General features: G+C 63.5%; 14 protein-coding genes. 2 read left to right on the top strand and 12 right to left on the bottom strand.

The window, feature by feature from the left end:
• Positions 1–40: 40 nt before the first annotated feature.
• Genes N4J17_RS11355 through N4J17_RS11325 form a run of 7 tightly spaced genes read right to left on the bottom strand, consistent with a single transcriptional unit; the run spans position 41 to position 9026 of the window.
• Positions 41–580: an NADH-quinone oxidoreductase subunit B family protein gene (locus N4J17_RS11355; protein ID WP_198323381.1), complete on the bottom strand. Its 540-nt coding sequence runs from the start codon at positions 578–580 to the stop codon at positions 41–43.
• A 12-nt stretch (positions 581–592) separates the two neighbouring features.
• Entirely contained in the window at positions 593–2176 is a 1584-nt protein-coding gene (locus N4J17_RS11350) for an NADH-quinone oxidoreductase subunit C (protein WP_198323382.1), read from the bottom strand.
• The gene (locus N4J17_RS11345; protein WP_198323383.1) at positions 2173–3639 is read right to left on the bottom strand and encodes a hydrogenase 4 subunit F; all 1467 of its coding nucleotides are present in this window, start codon (positions 3637–3639) and stop codon (positions 2173–2175) included. The genes N4J17_RS11350 and N4J17_RS11345 overlap by 4 nt, the downstream gene beginning before the upstream one ends.
• A complete protein-coding gene (locus N4J17_RS11340) occupies positions 3636–4313 on the bottom strand; it encodes a formate hydrogenlyase (protein ID WP_198323384.1) in 678 nt (225 codons plus the stop codon). Before N4J17_RS11340 ends, N4J17_RS11345 begins: the two co-directional genes overlap by 4 nt.
• Positions 4313–5257 carry a respiratory chain complex I subunit 1 family protein gene (locus tag N4J17_RS11335; protein WP_198323412.1) on the bottom strand — a complete coding sequence of 315 codons (945 nt, stop codon included), beginning with the start codon at positions 5255–5257 and terminating at the stop codon, positions 4313–4315. The genes N4J17_RS11340 and N4J17_RS11335 overlap by 1 nt, the downstream gene beginning before the upstream one ends.
• Entirely contained in the window at positions 5257–7371 is a 2115-nt protein-coding gene (hyfB, locus tag N4J17_RS11330; protein ID WP_198323385.1) for a hydrogenase 4 subunit B, read from the bottom strand. The genes N4J17_RS11335 and hyfB overlap by 1 nt, the downstream gene beginning before the upstream one ends.
• Before the next feature lie 20 nt (positions 7372–7391).
• Positions 7392–9026: a SulP family inorganic anion transporter gene (locus tag N4J17_RS11325; RefSeq protein ID WP_198323386.1), complete on the bottom strand. Its 1635-nt coding sequence runs from the start codon at positions 9024–9026 to the stop codon at positions 7392–7394.
• 285 nt (positions 9027–9311) lie between these two features.
• On the opposite strand from N4J17_RS11325, the gene N4J17_RS11320 reads away from it, so the two are divergent.
• Both N4J17_RS11320 and N4J17_RS11315 read left to right on the top strand, forming a co-directional pair.
• Complete coding sequence (locus N4J17_RS11320; RefSeq protein WP_198323387.1) at positions 9312–9575, top strand: RNA recognition motif domain-containing protein; 264 nt, start codon at positions 9312–9314, stop codon at positions 9573–9575.
• Positions 9576–9679: 104 nt separating this feature from the next.
• A complete protein-coding gene (locus tag N4J17_RS11315) occupies positions 9680–10432 on the top strand; it encodes an XRE family transcriptional regulator (RefSeq protein ID WP_198323388.1) in 753 nt (250 codons plus the stop codon).
• A 41-nt stretch (positions 10433–10473) separates the two neighbouring features.
• Here N4J17_RS11315 and N4J17_RS11310 read toward each other — a convergent pair whose 3' ends face one another.
• The 5 genes from N4J17_RS11310 to N4J17_RS11290 are packed head-to-tail and all read right to left on the bottom strand — an operon-like array spanning position 10474 to position 15143.
• Positions 10474–10899: a copper chaperone PCu(A)C gene (locus N4J17_RS11310; RefSeq protein ID WP_198323389.1), complete on the bottom strand. Its 426-nt coding sequence runs from the start codon at positions 10897–10899 to the stop codon at positions 10474–10476.
• Complete coding sequence (locus tag N4J17_RS11305) at positions 10896–11534, bottom strand: SCO family protein (RefSeq protein ID WP_198323390.1); 639 nt, start codon at positions 11532–11534, stop codon at positions 10896–10898. Before N4J17_RS11305 ends, N4J17_RS11310 begins: the two co-directional genes overlap by 4 nt.
• Complete coding sequence (locus N4J17_RS11300; protein ID WP_198323391.1) at positions 11522–12409, bottom strand: hypothetical protein; 888 nt, start codon at positions 12407–12409, stop codon at positions 11522–11524. Before N4J17_RS11300 ends, N4J17_RS11305 begins: the two co-directional genes overlap by 13 nt.
• Positions 12410–12412: 3 nt before the next feature.
• On the bottom strand, positions 12413–13168 hold the full coding sequence (locus N4J17_RS11295; protein ID WP_198323392.1) for a ferritin-like domain-containing protein: 756 nt from the start codon (positions 13166–13168) through the stop codon (positions 12413–12415).
• 31 nt (positions 13169–13199) lie between these two features.
• Positions 13200–15143, bottom strand: coding sequence for a sodium/proton-translocating pyrophosphatase (locus tag N4J17_RS11290; RefSeq protein WP_198323393.1), 1944 nt, complete (start codon positions 15141–15143; stop codon positions 13200–13202).
• Positions 15144–15468 lie beyond the last annotated feature (325 nt).

Raw genomic sequence — 15468 nt, 5'->3', positions numbered from 1 at the left:
CGCACCTGCCGTGCCCCGGAATGGCCACAATCACGGAACCTTACTGCCTCCCGCACAGCGACAGCAGGCCCTGCAACAGTGCGAGGGGGGACGGCGGGCAGCCCGGGATGGCGAGATCGACGGGGATCACGTTGCTCACTGCGCCGCAGCTGGCGTAAGACACGCCGAACTCGCCGCCGCAGGCGCCGCAATCGCCCACGGCGATCACCCATTTGGGGTCGGGCGTGGCTTCGTAGGTGCGCTTCAGGGCGGCTTCCATGTGGCGGGAAACCGGCCCCGTCACCAGCAGCACGTCGGCATGGCGCGGCGATGCCACGAAATGCACCCCGAAGCGTTCGACGTCGTAATAGACGTTGTTGAGCGCATGGATCTCCAGCTCGCAGCCGTTGCAGGAGCCGGCATCCACCTGACGGATGGCGAGACTGCCGCGAAACCGTTTGTCGACGATCCCCTTGAGCGCCCGGCCGACTTGCTCGATCGCCTCCTCTCGCTCGGCAACGCCGATCCCGGGACTGGGCGGCTTGGGCACTTTCTCGGTGAGAACGCCGGTTTTGAAGATCTTGCTGTACAGTCGCAGCATAAAAAGCCCTCGTCAAAGGTCGTGGCCGGAATAGGAGCCGTTCACCGATTTGTTGCACACCGGGAAGTCGGGCACGATGTTGCCGAGCACCAGTTTCTCCAGCGCCGGCCAGTTGACGATACTGGGATCGCGCGGCCAGTAGCGGGCGATCGCGTTGCCCGCGCCGAAGCGCACGTAGCAGAGGATTTCGCCACGCCAGCCCTCGACCGCCGCGAAGCCTTCCGCGCCCTCGGGGGGAATCTGCCAGGGTACTGCCACCATGCCTTCGGGCAGGCCTTCGAGCAATGCCTCGAGCAGGCGGAGGCCGACCCGCAATTCCTTGTAGCGTACCCAGAACCGCGAAGCCACGTCTCCCTGACTCTCCGTCGGCACGTTGAACGTCAACCGGTCATAAGGGGCGTAAGGCGCATCGCGGCGCACGTCGAAGGTCTGGCCGCTGGACCGGCCCACGAAACCCAGCGCACCCAGGGCCGCCGCCAGCTCGGTGGAGAGAACGCCGGCGCCGAGAAAGCGGTCTTCCAGGGATGAATTGGAATCGAGGATCGTCAACAGCTCGTCGAGTTCGCCCCGCAAGGCCGCTATGGACCGACCCATGGTCCCCGCTGCGTCGGGGCCGAGGTCGACGGCGACCCCGCCCGGCACGATCCGGTCCATGAGCAGGCGATGGCCAAAATGGAGCTGATTTTCCCGCAGCCACTGTTCCCGCAAACGGCCGAACTGGTAATGGCCGAAGGCGAAGCCCACGTCATTGCACAAAGCACCCAAATCCCACAGATGATTGATGACCCGTTCCCGTTCCGCCAGCAATCCGCGCAGATACGCCGCGCGCAAGGGGATTTCGATTCCGGCGGCGCGTTCCATGGCCATGCAGGCGGCCCAGGTGTGGCCCACCGTGGTGTCGCCGGACACCCGCCCGGCCAGCCGCGCCAGGCCGGCCGGGTCACGGCCCTCGGCGAGCTTCTCGATGCCCTTGTGCACGTAGCCCAGCCTTTCCTCCAGATGCAGGACCGTTTCACCCACGGCTTGAAAGCGGAAATGGCCCGGTTCGATGATGCCGGCATGAACCGGCCCCACCGGGATTTCGTAGACGCTGGCGCCTTCCGCCTTCAGAAAAGGGTAGTCCCGGTCTGGCGGGGTCTCGCCGGGAGGGGTGCCGGCCGCCGCGAAGTGTTTGCGCAGCGGGAATACGTTTTCGTCCCAAGCCTGATGTCGGATCCAGCGGCGCGGGTCGGGATGGCCCTCGAAATGGATGCCGAACAGGTCGCGGATGTGGCGTTCCGGCCGATCCGCGGCCCAGTAGTGCGGGGCCTGCGACGGCAGGATCGCCCGCTCCGGCGTCAGGAGGGTCCGCAGGATCAGATAACTTCCCTGGTGTTCCAAACAGGCATTGACGACCAGCTCGGCGCCTCGGTCCTCGGCCCAGATGCCGGCCCAGCGCCAATGTTCGGACTTGGTGATTTCGGCAGCTTTGCCCCAATCTCGGGCGTCGAGCTGCAACACCATTGCGGGCGACAGGAAACGATGGACCGACGAAACGTTGTCGATGTCCTGGGCCGCCAGCTTCAACCGCAGTGAAGTCAAGCTGTCAACGCTCATTGCGGCAAACTCCCGGCAATCAGTTGCGTCGCCTGGCTGAACCAATTTCCCAGAAAACCGGGGATGGCCAGGCCCAGCCACAGCACCAGGGCGAGGTGCATGAAGACCGGCCACAGATTGGCAGTGATGGCTTTTTGCCCTTCCGGCACGTCGCCGTACACCATGGGCTGGATATGGCGGAACAGCCCGGCGAAGGCCAGTCCTATCCCCAGCAGCAAGAGGGGGGTCAGCCAGGGGAAATCATCCATCGTGGCGACCAAAACCAGGAACTCGCTGGCGAACACCCCGAAGGGCGGGAATCCGGCGATGGCCACCGTGCCGATCAGTAGGCCCCAGCCTATAGTGGGCTGGGTCAGGATGAGCCCGCGGATCTTGTCCATGCGCTGGGTGCCGGCCAACTGAGCGGCATGCCCCACGGTGACGAAGATGGCCGACTTGGTCAGGGAGTGGGTGGTCATGTGGAACAACGCGGCGAAGGTGGCCCAGGGACTGCCCACACCGAAGGCGAAGGTCATCAACCCCATGTGTTCGATGGAGGAATAGCTGAACAGCCGTTTGATATCGGTCTGGCGGTGCAGGAACAAGGCCGCGACCAGGAAGGACAGCAGTCCGAAGCCCATCATCAGGTTGCCAGCCAGATGGGTTCCGAGCGAGCCATCCACCAGCATCTTGCAGCGTACCACCGCATAGAGCGCGTCGTTGAGCAAAAGCCCCGAGAGGATCGCGGACATCGGGGTGGGGCCTTCCGAGTGGGCGTCGGGCAGCCATTGATGCAGGGGCACCAGACCGATCTTGGTACCGTAGCCCACCAGCAGAAATACGAAAGCCAGGCTCAAGATGGCGGGATCGAGGGCGTGGGCGTTGTCGTGCAGCACCGTCCACAACAGCGCCTCGCCGCCCACGCCCAATTTTTGTTCGGCGGCGAAGTACAACAGCACGGTGCCGAACAGAGCCTGGGCGATACCCACGCCGCACAGGATGAAATACTTCCAGGCGGCTTCCACCGATTCGGGGGTGCGGTAAAGGCTCACCAGCAGCACAGTAGCGAGCGTCGCCCCCTCCATGGCCACCCACATGACCCCCATGTTGTTGGTCGTGAGCACCAGATACATCGCCAGCATGAAACCCTGGTACATGGCGTAGTAGAGACGCAGCCGGCGCGCCGTGACCCGGCCGATCTCCTGTTCGTGTGCCATGTAAGGGCCGGAGAACATCGAGGTGGTCAGGCCGACGAAGGCGGTCAGGGCCACCAGGTAGACGTTGTAGGAATCGATGTACAGCAGCCGCCCCGCCGAGAGTTCAGGACCGTTGATCAGCACGTCGATGGCCAGCCACACGGAGGCGGCCAACGCCAAGGCATTGAAGCGGACGTTGAGCCGCCCGGCATCGGCACGGTGTCCGTGGAAGCTCAACAGCGCCATGCCGGCGAGCGGGACCAGAAGCAGGAGATAAACCGCAATCATCGATCGGCCTCGGTCAGCTTGCTGAGCTGGTCTACGTTGAGGGAGTCGATGCTGGAGCGGATCTGGAAGAAGAACACGCCGAACACCACGGCGGCGACCAGCACGTCGAAAGCCACACCCAGTTCCACCACCATGGGCATGCCGTAAGTGGAGACCACGGCGGCAAAGAACAGACCGTTCTCGATCGACATGAACCCGACCACGTGGGCCACCGCCTGGCGGCGGGTGATCATCAGCAGCATGCCGAGCAGCACCACCGCGAGGCTGACCGCGATGGCGTTGAGCGTGACCAGGGTGGAATGCTGGACGACCGGCAGGCTGACGTAATAACTGAACACCACCAAAGCCGTTCCGGCCATCATCACCCGCGCCGGGTGGTCGATGGTGTCCATGACCCGATGCAGCCCCATGCGGTGGATCAGGCGTTGCAGCAGGACCGGAATGACGATGCCTTTCAACAACAGGCTCAGGGCCGCCGAGACGTACAAGTGGGGATAATCCAGCACCGAGGCCGCCAGTGCGGTGGCCGCCGCCAGCAGCAGGCCCTGGAGGGCGAACACGAGGACCAGACGCACCAGCCGCGATTGCCCCAGCATCAGGAAGGAGGTCAGGGCGATCAATCCTGCCAAAAGCAGGATCGCCTGTTGATAGAGGGTTAGTTCGGTAATGGCCATCAGCGCGCCGCCTCCAGGATGATGTGGCTCAACATCCCCAGGACACTGAGCAGATAGGCAAAGCCAAGATATTCCTGCACGCGGAAGATCCGCATCTTGGCGAACAGGGCCTCCGAAAGGGCCAGCAGCAGCGCCAGAACCGCGAGCTTCAGCGCGATCGCCGCGATCCCGTAGCCGAGCATGGGCAGGGACGGCGCCTGCGCGATCCCCCAGGGGACGAAGATATTGGCGATGAGGACACCGTAGAGCATCAGCTTGATCTGACTGGCCCATTCGATGAGCGCCAGCCAGCGGCCGCTGTACTCCAGGATCATGGCTTCATGGATCATGGTCAGCTCCAGATGGGTCGCGGGGTTGTCCACCGGTATCCGCCCGGTCTCGGCGATCGCCACCAGCATCAAACCGCCCAGGGCGAAGACGAAAGAGGGGCGCAGCACCAGGCCGGTGTCGAGCACATAGTTCATGGCCTGCGACAGGTTGGTGGTGTGGGCGCTCATGGCCAGGGTGAACACCGCCATCAGCATCGCCGGTTCGGCCAGCGAGGAAATGGTCATTTCCCGCGACGAGCCCATTCCGCCGAAGGCCGTGCCGATGTCCATGCCGGCCAGCACCTGGAAGGTCCGTCCCAAGGCAAAGAAACCCACCAGCACGATGACGTCGGCGATGCGCGCCGTGGGCAGATCGACCGCCACCAAGGGCACGGTGGAAGCGGCCAGCACGGTCGAGGCGAACACGATGTAAGGGGCGGCGCGGAAAATCCACGAGGCCGGCTGCGGAACGATGGGCTGCTTGCAGTACAGCTTGAACAGGTCGCGGTAGGGCTGGAACAGGGAGGGTGCCTTGCGGTTTTGCAGACGGCACTTGATCCGTTTGGTCCAGCCGGCCAGCAAGGGAGCCGCGCCGATGAAAAGCAGGGTTTGCACGATCGCCAGGAGCCAGACCATCAACTGATCACCCACAACAGAAAGAGCAAGGTAAAGAAGGAATAACCCAGATAGGTGCGGATATTGCCGGTCTGCAAACGGCCGGCCCCGCGCGCCAGCTTCGTGACGACACGGCCCGACGGCTGATACAGGCTCAACCAGGCACGATCCAGGACGTGGAATTGATAGCGCAGCGCCGTGACGCGCGCCTGGGCGGGGCCTTCCTTGTGTTCCTCGAGGGTCTCGCGCAGTTCGAACACGGGTTGAAAGATACGCCGGATCGGCATGCTGAAGGCCCCCGAGGTGTATTGCATGCGTGCCGTCAGACCGCCGAAGCCGCAGTCCCAGGGTTCGGCCCGGCGTGGATCCAAACCGGTGCGGCGATACAGCAGGTAATAGCAAAGCCACCCGACCGCCATAGCCCCCACCAGCACCAAGGCAGGCGAATAGGACGCCACCTCGGGCGACACCGGCGTCAACCACAACCAACCCAAAGCGGAAACGTGGGGAAGCTCGAAGCCGGTCAATTGTCGCGTCAAACCCGCCAGACCGTTGATGAGCGGGGTTGGCAGCACGCCGAGCAGCACGCAGCAGGCGGCCAGCAATACGGGACCGCCGAGCATGCCGCGATGCTGGACCTCACGGGCATGGGCGATGTGATGCGATCGCGGCAATCCCAGGAAGGCCACGCCGTAGACCTTGACGAAACACGTGGCCGCCAGGGCCGACGTCAGCGCCAGTACGGCGCTGGCGGTGGGAATCAGGCTACGCAGCACGCCGCTCTCGATGGCGCTGGCCTGCAACGCGGTCTGGAAGATCAACCATTCGGAAACGAACCCGTTCAGTGGCGGAAGTGCCGCGATGCTCAGGGTGCCGACCAGAAAAACCGCCGCCAGCTTGGGCATGCGATGGACCAAGCCGCCCATGTTTTCCAGGCTTTGTTCGTGGGTCTGATGCAGGATGGCGCCGGCGCCGAGAAACAGCAAAGACTTGAACAGGGCGTGATGGAGCGAGTGCAGCAGCGCAGCCACCAGACCGAGCGTGCCCAGGTGGGTTTGTCCGCTGCTCAGAAAGATCAGCGCCAATCCCAGCGCCACGAAGACGATGCCGATGTTCTCCACCGAGGAATAGGCCAACAGCCGCTTGAGGTTTTGTTGTTGCAGGGCGTAGAGGATGCCGAGCACGGCGGATGCGGAACCGATGATCAGCACCAACACGCCCCATTGCCAGAGGATTTGATCCAGCAGGTCGAACGTGAAGCGGATGAAGCCGTAGACGGCGATCTTCAACATCACGCCGCTCATCAACGCCGAAATATGGGACGGCGCGACGGGATGGGCTTCCGGCAGCCAGGCATGAATCGGAACGAGGCCGGCCTTCATCCCGAAACCGACGAGTCCGAGCACGAAGGCGATGCTGGCCCACAGCGGGCTCAACGATGCCCCACGCAAGGCCTCGAAACTCAATCCCCCGCCGAAACCCGCCAGCACGCCAAAGCCTAAGATGATGGCGATCGCGCCGATTTCGGCCATCAGCAGGTAAAGGAAAGCGGCGCGGCGGTTTGCGGCATGATCGTGCTGGTAGGCGACCAGGAAATAGCTGGCCACCGACATCACCTCCCAGGCGATCATGAACAAAAACGCATCGTCGGCCAAAAGGACCAGCTCCATGCCGGCCACGAACAGCCCGGTGAACAGCCCCAAGGCCGACAGGGAGTGCTTGCCGTGTTCGAACTCCCGAACGTAGCTGGGTCCGTAAAGACTGACGGCGACGAGCGGCAGGCCCAGGACGCAGAAGAAGAAGCCGGACAAGGGATCGATACGGACATGCCAGCTGAGCCAGGGCAGTCCGAACGGCAGGGTATCGGTGCGCACGGCACCGCTCGAGAGCGCGCCCAACCCGGCCAGGACGGCGCTGACGCCGGAAATCCCCAGCAGGGCGAACAGGCTGTAGCGGTGGATGCGGACAAAATGCGTTTCGGAAAGGATTCTGGCCACCGCCGGCGGCGCTTGCAGCCCGTGGCGCCCGAGCGCTTCCGCCAGACGCTGCAACCCGGCGCGGCGGTTGGTGGCCAGCGCGAGGAGTGCCGACGTCAGCGCGGCGATCACCGACAGGTAAGCAAAAAACAACGGCATCTCGGCTCCTGAGACTGAGGTTAATTCTGCGGCGTTTTGATGCGGGCCGCCAGCTCGTGTTCGCCGTAGGGCTCGTGGCCGGCCAGTCCACGAATTTCGCAGCGTCCGCCCTGTGCGATGACATCGTCGCGGAAATGATCGATGAATTCCATCACCGTATGGTCGATCAGATAGACGTCGGACAGGTCGAACAGGATCGTTTTGCCGGCCGGCAGCTCCGCCAAGGCGCTCTTGAGGGCGAGGAAATTGGAGAAGATCGCCGAACCGCGTACATGGATGATACAGGTACCGGGGGCTGGGTGCTCGATCCGGTAGAAAATGGTCAGCAGATTCCTGAGGGGAACGCCTCGCCCGACATGAAGGAGCAGTTTGGCGGCGATGCCGATCAACACGCCCGCGAGGAGGTTGGTGGCCAGCACACCGACGATGGTGATGACGAACAGCGCCAGCTGTTCCCGGCCCAGATCCATAGTCCTGGCGAAGGCCTCGGGCGAGGCCAGGCGGAAACCGGTGTAGACCAGCAGCGCGGCCAGGGAGGCCAAAGGGATCGTGTCGATCACGTGCGGAAACGCCCACACGAACAGCAGCAAAAACGCGCCGTGAAAAAAATTCGACCAAGCGGTTCGGGCACCGGCGTCGATGTTGGCGGAGCTGCGCACGATTTCGGCGATCATCGGCAGACCGCCGATCAGCCCCGCGACGACGTTGCCAATGCCCACCGCGCGAAGGTCTCGGTTCAGGTCGGAATAGCGCTGCTCGGGGTCCAGCTTGTCCACCGCCGCTGCGCTTAGCAGGCTCTCCAGGCTGCCCACCAGACAGATGCTGATCACGCTTTGCCAAAACGCCAGCGTGAAGACCTTGGAGAAATCGGGCAGGTAAAGGCTCGCCAGCAGGCTGTCGGGAATCGCAACCAGAAAAGCGGGGCCGACGATCAAGTCCTTGGGAACCAGGAAGCTTTCACCGGGGCGAAGCTGGGCCAGGTCGAAAACCTGCCCTAGGGCCATGCCGGACAAAATGACGACGATGGGCGCCGGGACTTTGCTGAGGAAGCGGTTTTCGAGCCGTGGCCAGGCGATCAGGATGGCCAGCCCCACCAGGGCGATGAAGGTCGTTTCCGGGATGAAATAGGCGAGCCCATGAGGCAGCTGGGCCATGCTGGACAACAGGCTGGCGTGGGTACCGGGTTCGATTTTGACGCCCGCCATCACCGGGATCTGTTTGGCCATGATGATGATGCCGATGGCGGCCAGCATGCCGTGGACCACCGAGGCGGGAAAGTAGGCGGACAGGCGTCCGGCCTTGTAAAGGCCCAACAGGATTTGCAGCACGCCGGATACAACGATGGCCGCCAGGGTGTAGCGGTAACCGGCCATGGCGTCGCCCTGACCCAGCGATTGCACGGCACCGAGGATCACCACGATCAAACCGGCGGCCGGACCCGTGATGGTGAGGTAGGAACCATTGATACGGGACACCAACAGCCCGCCGACCACCGCCGAAAGAATACCCGCCATGGGCGGGAATCCCGAAGCCACGGCCACGCCCAGACACAAAGGCAGGGCAATCAGAAAGACCAGCAAGCCGGCACCGAAATCCTGGCGCCAGCTTGCATTCCTGTCGGCGAGGCCGCGCAACGCGGTAAAAGTTTGCAACACAGGATTTCCCAATGAATTCTCCAGGCACTGTGTGAACCGTGCGAACAGGCGGTGCGAACGCCGGGGCGGGCAGACACCGGCTGCCCAGCCAAGCGTTCGACGAACCACGTCACCCTTAGTCGCCGAATCGATGATTGACACCAATTTCTACTATTAAAAAAGTATTTTGTCCAGTACACTTCCAGCCAGCGTGGTAAACAAGCATCAAAACCATCAGACCCGTTCCCTGCCTCGAAGGTGCTTTTTTCTCCGCACAACTTCAATCTCAGTCAGGAGTTCGAACCGATGTTGACGCTTTTCGTGCATGGCTTACCCCCTTCAACGACCGATGCCGACCTGCGAGAATTGTTTGGCGGCTATGGCAAAGTCTTCGACTTGAAGGTGAGTAGAGATTTATTTACAGGACAGGCGCGAGGCGTCGCAACGGTGGACATGGAAGGTCATGAGGCCCGCGCGGCGATTTCAGGGCTGGACGGTCAAGATTTCGAAGGGAGGACGATTTACGTCGCTCTGGACAAAGGCCGCAAGACCGGACGTGGCCGGCGCTGACTGCAGCGCAGGCCGGCTCGAACCTGCATTACTGTTATAATGGTTTTTTGTTTTTGATCTGCTCACCGAGCATGCGAAAAACAGCGAGGATGTCTTCCTTGGGCATGAATCCCAACGCCATTCAATCATCGGGAGAAAATTTGACTTCGGTAGGCGTGCGTGTCCGGCATTACCGCGAACGTCTGGGCATGAGCCAGGATGAGCTGGCAGGACGGGTTGGCGCGGCACAGCAAACCATTCAAAGCCTAGAATCGGGCAAAATCAGGAAAAGCACCTTTCTGCCGCTTATCGCCAAGGAATTGGGAATCGATATCGATACGCTGCTGTTCGGAAATGAACATTCCCGCATCGTGAATGCCGCACGGCCTCTGTCAATGGCGAGCGCTCGTCGCGTCCCGCTGTTTTCTCCGCGGGACTGCGAACTCGTACAGGCTTACCTCAAGGATCAGTCGGTGCAATCATCGACAGGCAAATGGGTGGCCATGGACTATTCGCTGCCATTCGCGGAATCCGGTCCACGTCTGTTCGCCCTCAAGCTGGAGCTGAGCGACGAAGCGTTCCAGCCCGAGTTTCGTCCCGGAGATCAATTGGTTGTCGACCCGGATGCACCGCTTCAGCCCAGCGATCCGGTGATCGTTTTCCGACCGGGTGCCGAGCGACTCAACCTGAACAGATACCGCGTCCTATCACAATCCGGGGACGAGATCGACTATGAACTCATCTCGATACATCCCGATTTTCCCAGCTTTGCGGGCACCGAACTGAAATCGCTCGAGATCCTTGGCGTGGTCATCCAGATGCGCCGTCCAGTTTCGAGCCGCGTTCGGCTAGCCGTTCTGGAAGCACAGACCCGCTGACACAGTCCACCTTCAAGGACTCCGCTCGACGAGAGCGACCTTCAGCCGCTCTTCTCGACCGGTATCTTCACTTCCAGCATCCCGCTCGTACAGAACAGGCGAACGGTGATCCAGTCGCCTTCGTGAAAATCTCTGGCAGGCTTGATCAACATCAGATGGCGCTTGCCCGACTCGATGACGAGCAGACCATGCGGCGGCACGGTCAGCGAACCGTCCATCGTCATCCGGATCAACCCGTCCCGCTGCACCAGCGAATGGAATTCCACCGCCGAGAAATCCGGGCTGTCGGCGCGGCGGATGACGAGGGGCGCATCCCCACCGTTGCGCAGCGTCGCAAACCCTGCGAGAACGCTCGCACCGGGCGGGGATTCCATCACTCTGGCCGCTGAAACCTCCAGTCCTTCGCAGGCATGGCCCGGCAGAGTGAACCAAGCCAAGGCTGCGCAGAAAATATGCACTTTCGTCATGGAGCAACCCGTTTCCTGAGTATCGTCTCGAAATCTGCAGCCAGAGCTTCGATCCGGAAAGGTGGGATCAGGTAGCCAACCAGACGGACCCTCGGATCGAGCAACATCAGCTCGGCGGAATGATCGATGCCATAGCCCTCGCCTTCCGCGCCGAGATTCTTGACGAACACGAAGCCGAGCTCGCGCCCCAACGCCATCAGCACATCCACCGGGCCGGTCACCGCCCGGAAATCCTGGTCGAAATGACGTACGTAGCGCGCCAGATGGTCCGGCGTATCGCGCTCGGGATCGACCGACACGAAGAGCACCGCCAGCCGCTCGCCCTCTGCACCGAGTCTGGCCTTGGCGGCCTTGAGCCGGGACAGTGTGGCGGGGCAGACATCGGGGCAGTGGGTATAGCCGACGAAGACGACAGTCCAGCGGCCGGCCAGATCGGCCCGCGTGAATGGTCTGCCGTCGTCACCGGTCAATACGAAATCGGCGACGGGGCGCGGCTGCGGCAGCAGCGTGCCGGATACCAGCGCCGCGGCGCGCTCCGCCTGCTCCCGCCATGCTAGCATGCCCAGAGGCAGCGCGGCCGCCGCAATCATTGTGATCACCACGAACCGCCCTAGCGCCCTCCTTACCTGCCGCATCGAACCTCCGCCCTGCCGTCCCCCCGTTTCCGCCGCCCGCCCCTGCCGGTAAACGCCAGTGCGACACGCGCCAGTGCCGGCAATAGGCGCGGGCGCAGCAAATCCCGGTCGTAGGCGTCCAGCCGCCGCCGGTTTTCCTCCAGACAGGCCGCGAGCAGACCGCCCATCGTGAAGCCTGGCATCAGGCCGGCGGCCTGGGTCGCCGAAAATTCCCGGCCATTGCCCTGGTGGCGGGCATTCCGTGCGGCGACGCCCGCCAGCGCCGCGATCGCACGGGCGTAATGCCATGCCGAGGTCAGCCCGCGCGAAGCCGCCGCACGCCGTCCGCGGAGTGCCTGGTGCCAAGCCATCCAGTTGACGAAGAACAGCACATGGCGGACCTCCTCTCCCATGAGGATTTCCAGAGCGTCGAACATTTCCGGCGGCAGGAATCCGCTCTCCCGCGCGAGACGGAAGAAGCCGAACCCCAGGAAGGAATCCACGCATTCGCCGTAGCCGAAGTCGATGAACGTCCGTTCGACATCCGACGGCAACGGCGGAATCTCTCTGGCTTCGATCACGATCCCATAGCGGGCGATCAGGTGCCGCACCAATCGCTCGTGCCGCCGTTCCTCCTCGGCCATCAGCTCCATGGCCTCCCGCACCAAAGGGTCTGGAACGGTCGGCGCGAATGCTTCGATGATCCGGATCGCCCGCATCTCGGTATACAGGACCTCCTGCCAGAACGGCACTTCCCTGAGACGCTGCAGCATGGTCGGATCCAGCTCCGGCCAGGGCAACTGTGCCGGCTCGAATTGCAAATGACTGTCGATGAAGCTACGGCAGAACAGCTGCCGGTGCTCAGCCGATCCCACTGTCGGTTGCCTTCCCGCCATGCCTCAATTCCCCATGGCATCGCGGCGCAGCGGTGGCTTGAGCGCCGCCAGCCGCCGCCAGGCAAAGGCCCGTTCCAGGACATAGGCCGCCGAAACGCCCAGCTCCAGCAGCCATTGCTTAGGGCCGCTCCAACCCAGGAGCGCCGCCATGTGGCGGACGAACGCCAGGCCGACGTCACGGTAAACACGGATCTCGGCCAGCGCATAGACCTTCAGCATTTGCGCGATGCGGCCTCCATAACCCTGACCGCTGAGCCGGAGCAGCTCCTCGTGGGCATAGGAAAGATGATTGATTTCATCCTCCGCGATGACCCGCAGGCTCGGCGCCAGTTCCGGATCGTCCCCGAACACCCGCAGCAGTCGGTTGACCTCATCGGAGGCGCGCTCCTCGGTCACTTTGCTGTGCACCAGGTACTGCAGGATTTCCTCCGGACCGAGCGGCTCGTCCCGGCTCAGACGCCGGTGCGACAGCCCGATACCGCGGCTTTCCAGCATCATGCAGTAATCGGCATCCGCCGGCACGGGCACTTGGTCCAGCCCGACCTTGCGGAGCAGCTTGCCAAACATCAGGCCATGCTTGGTTTCGTCGGCGCCGTGCCGCCTGACCTTGCGCGCCAGCTCCGGGTCCGGCGTCAGCGCCGCGATCCGTTCGTTCTCCCAGCCGCCCTGGGTTTCGCCCTTGGCGGCGATGCTTATCAGAAGCTGGAACGCCCGGGGATCGCGCCGTATCTCCTGAAAAACGCTGCGTGTCGAAAGCATGCGCATCTCCCTCGATGAATGCCGGATCGGCTCAGGCCAGCAGCGGCGCGATCAACACGGACACCAGCCCCATCAGCTTGATCAGCGGATTGAGTGCCGGTCCCGCCGCCTCCTTGCAGGCGGTTCCGACCCGGTCGCCGGTCAGAGCGGCCTGGTGCGCCTCCGAATCGCGGCCACCGTACATGCCGTCCTCGATATACCGCCTCGCACTGTCCCAGGCGCCGCCACCGTTGCTCATGGCGAATGCCTGGAACAGGCCGGTCACGATAGCGCCGACCAACATGCCGCCCAGTGCCTCCCGGCCACCGCCGAACCCGACCAGGAGCGGAACCGCCAGGGGCAGCAGCACCAGGATCGATGCCCGCCTGAACACCGCTCGCATGGTGGCATTGGCCTGCCCGCCCGGTCCGGCCGCAACCTTCCCGATCGCCCCGAGAGACACCGAACCCAGCAGGTACGGCATCAGGCCGCCGGCGAACAGTCCGGTCAGCACGACCGGATCGGACAGGTTCAGTACCAGGGGTATGCTGAAACATTTCGAATACTCGGCGAACAGCGCCAGCATCGCCAAGCCGCCGGCGCCCACGGCATACCCCTGCACCACCGGACGCGTCGCCCGGCCGGCGGCATCCAGGGAGGCGGTGGCCTGGCGCACCTCGTCTGGCAATCCGGCGGTTTCGGCGATCCCGTGCGCGGCCTCGGCGGCGATGCCATAACCGTCGATGGCGACCATGACGCCGCCGAGCGACGCCATTGCCACGGCGGCAAGTCCCACCGCGAACAGGCCCGTACCCTCGTGGCCCGAAAAGCCACCGCCGAGATAATATGGAGCGATGAACGCCGCGCACAGAAGGGCAATGGCCCAACCGGTGGATTTCAGTCCCGCGGCCAGACCAGCGACGACATTGGTCGCCGGGCCACCGCGCGAGGCCGCCGCGATGCGCCTGGCGAAATCGAAACTTTTCGAGGTGTGATATTCCGCCGCGGCGACGTTCAGGCCGGCCAACGCCAGACCGGTACAGGTTGCGGAGAACAGGTTCAGCACGCTGAAGGCGGGCTGGACGGCGGGCAGGCCGAGGAACCATTCGGACGCATAATAGAGGCTCACGCCGGCCAGGATCATGGTGACGACCACACTGCGGTACAAGGCGCCCACGAGGTAGCGGCTCTTGCCCAGACGCACGAAGCAGGCGCCGGCCAGGGAAGCCGCTACCACGAAGCCGGCCACCAGCAGAGGGAATTCCACCCACGGGCTGTCGGCGCCGAACACGCTCCGAGCCAGCAGCATCGCGGCCACCAGCGCCAGCGTGAGGGTCTCGAACACATCGGCCGCGATTCCGGCCGCATGGCCGGCATGGGCGCCGACATAGTCCCCCAGAGCCGCGGCCCCGCTCGTCGCCTGAGCCAGGGGACCGCCTGCAGTCTTTGCCCAGCCCCCGCCGACGGTCCGAGCGAACACGCTCATCAGCGAACCGCCCAGCGCCAGTCCCAACAGGCCGCCGTGCACGTCGTCCGGCGTCCCCATGGACAGCGCGAGGGCGTAGTAGCCTGCCACGGCCGACAGCGCGAGGCCGGCCACCAGGAGCCCCATGGTGGTTCCGCTCCGGAAGGCCGTCGCCAGCGCCGCGCCCAGCCCCTCGCCCGCCGTGTCGGCGGTGCGCGCCTCCGCCCGCACCGAGACGGCCAGGCCGATATAGCCCGCCAGCGCCGAAGCGACGATGCCGGCGATGAAGCCGTTGGCGGTCCAGACACCGAGCCTCGTCAAAGCCAGCGCGAGCAGACTCCCGAACACCGCCACGGCGAGGTATTGCCGCTTGAGGAACACCTCCGTGCCTTCCTGAATCGCCCTCGCCACCGCCTGAACCTCCGCCGACCCGGCACTTCTTCGCAAGGCTCCTCCGGCGTTCAGCAACGCGCAGGCGACCCCCGCCGCCCCGCTGCCCAAAGCAAACACCACGATATTGCTCACAGTCATCCCATACGCTCCTGTCGGTTGGTTGATATCTGAATTCGCCGCCGCGAATGCGGCGCCTGATTCCATCGCCATAAGCTCGGTATTAAATCCGGCCCAATCATCCGGAACCGGGCTATATCAGGCGGCAGAGTATGGCAGATATCCACTATGGGAGGATGCGACAAATTGCCATGCGGCATTTTGTCATATTCACCTCACACACCGATCGTGTCAGCATCCGGGGCCTCGATATAATAGAGGGATAAGATATGTGGTTATTCGAGTCAGCCTCCAATAATCCATGGGAGTTTCCACCCAGGGCAGCCTGGGAGGTTTCCGTGAGACG

Origin of the sequence: Methylococcus capsulatus, from assembly GCF_036864975.1 — a bacterium.
GTDB lineage: Bacteria > Pseudomonadota > Gammaproteobacteria > Methylococcales > Methylococcaceae > Methylococcus.
This window is presented reverse-complemented; position numbering and strand designations above follow the sequence as displayed.

Coding starts and splice junctions, on each gene's coding strand:
- N4J17_RS11355 (WP_198323381.1), bottom strand. CDS start 580: ATGCTGCGACTGTACAGCAAGATCTTCAAAACCGGCGTTCTCACCGAG.
- N4J17_RS11350 (WP_198323382.1), bottom strand. CDS start 2,176: ATGAGCGTTGACAGCTTGACTTCACTGCGGTTGAAGCTGGCGGCCCAG.
- N4J17_RS11345 (WP_198323383.1), bottom strand. CDS start 3,639: ATGATTGCGGTTTATCTCCTGCTTCTGGTCCCGCTCGCCGGCATGGCG.
- N4J17_RS11340 (WP_198323384.1), bottom strand. CDS start 4,313: ATGGCCATTACCGAACTAACCCTCTATCAACAGGCGATCCTGCTTTTG.
- N4J17_RS11335 (WP_198323412.1), bottom strand. CDS start 5,257: ATGGTCTGGCTCCTGGCGATCGTGCAAACCCTGCTTTTCATCGGCGCG.
- hyfB (WP_198323385.1), bottom strand. CDS start 7,371: ATGCCGTTGTTTTTTGCTTACCTGTCGGTGATCGCCGCGCTGACGTCG.
- N4J17_RS11320 (WP_198323387.1), top strand. CDS start 9,312: ATGTTGACGCTTTTCGTGCATGGCTTACCCCCTTCAACGACCGATGCC.
- N4J17_RS11315 (WP_198323388.1), top strand. CDS start 9,680: ATGAATCCCAACGCCATTCAATCATCGGGAGAAAATTTGACTTCGGTA.
- N4J17_RS11310 (WP_198323389.1), bottom strand. CDS start 10,899: ATGACGAAAGTGCATATTTTCTGCGCAGCCTTGGCTTGGTTCACTCTG.
- N4J17_RS11305 (WP_198323390.1), bottom strand. CDS start 11,534: ATGCGGCAGGTAAGGAGGGCGCTAGGGCGGTTCGTGGTGATCACAATG.
- N4J17_RS11300 (WP_198323391.1), bottom strand. CDS start 12,409: ATGGCGGGAAGGCAACCGACAGTGGGATCGGCTGAGCACCGGCAGCTG.
- N4J17_RS11295 (WP_198323392.1), bottom strand. CDS start 13,168: ATGCTTTCGACACGCAGCGTTTTTCAGGAGATACGGCGCGATCCCCGG.
- N4J17_RS11290 (WP_198323393.1), bottom strand. CDS start 15,143: ATGACTGTGAGCAATATCGTGGTGTTTGCTTTGGGCAGCGGGGCGGCG.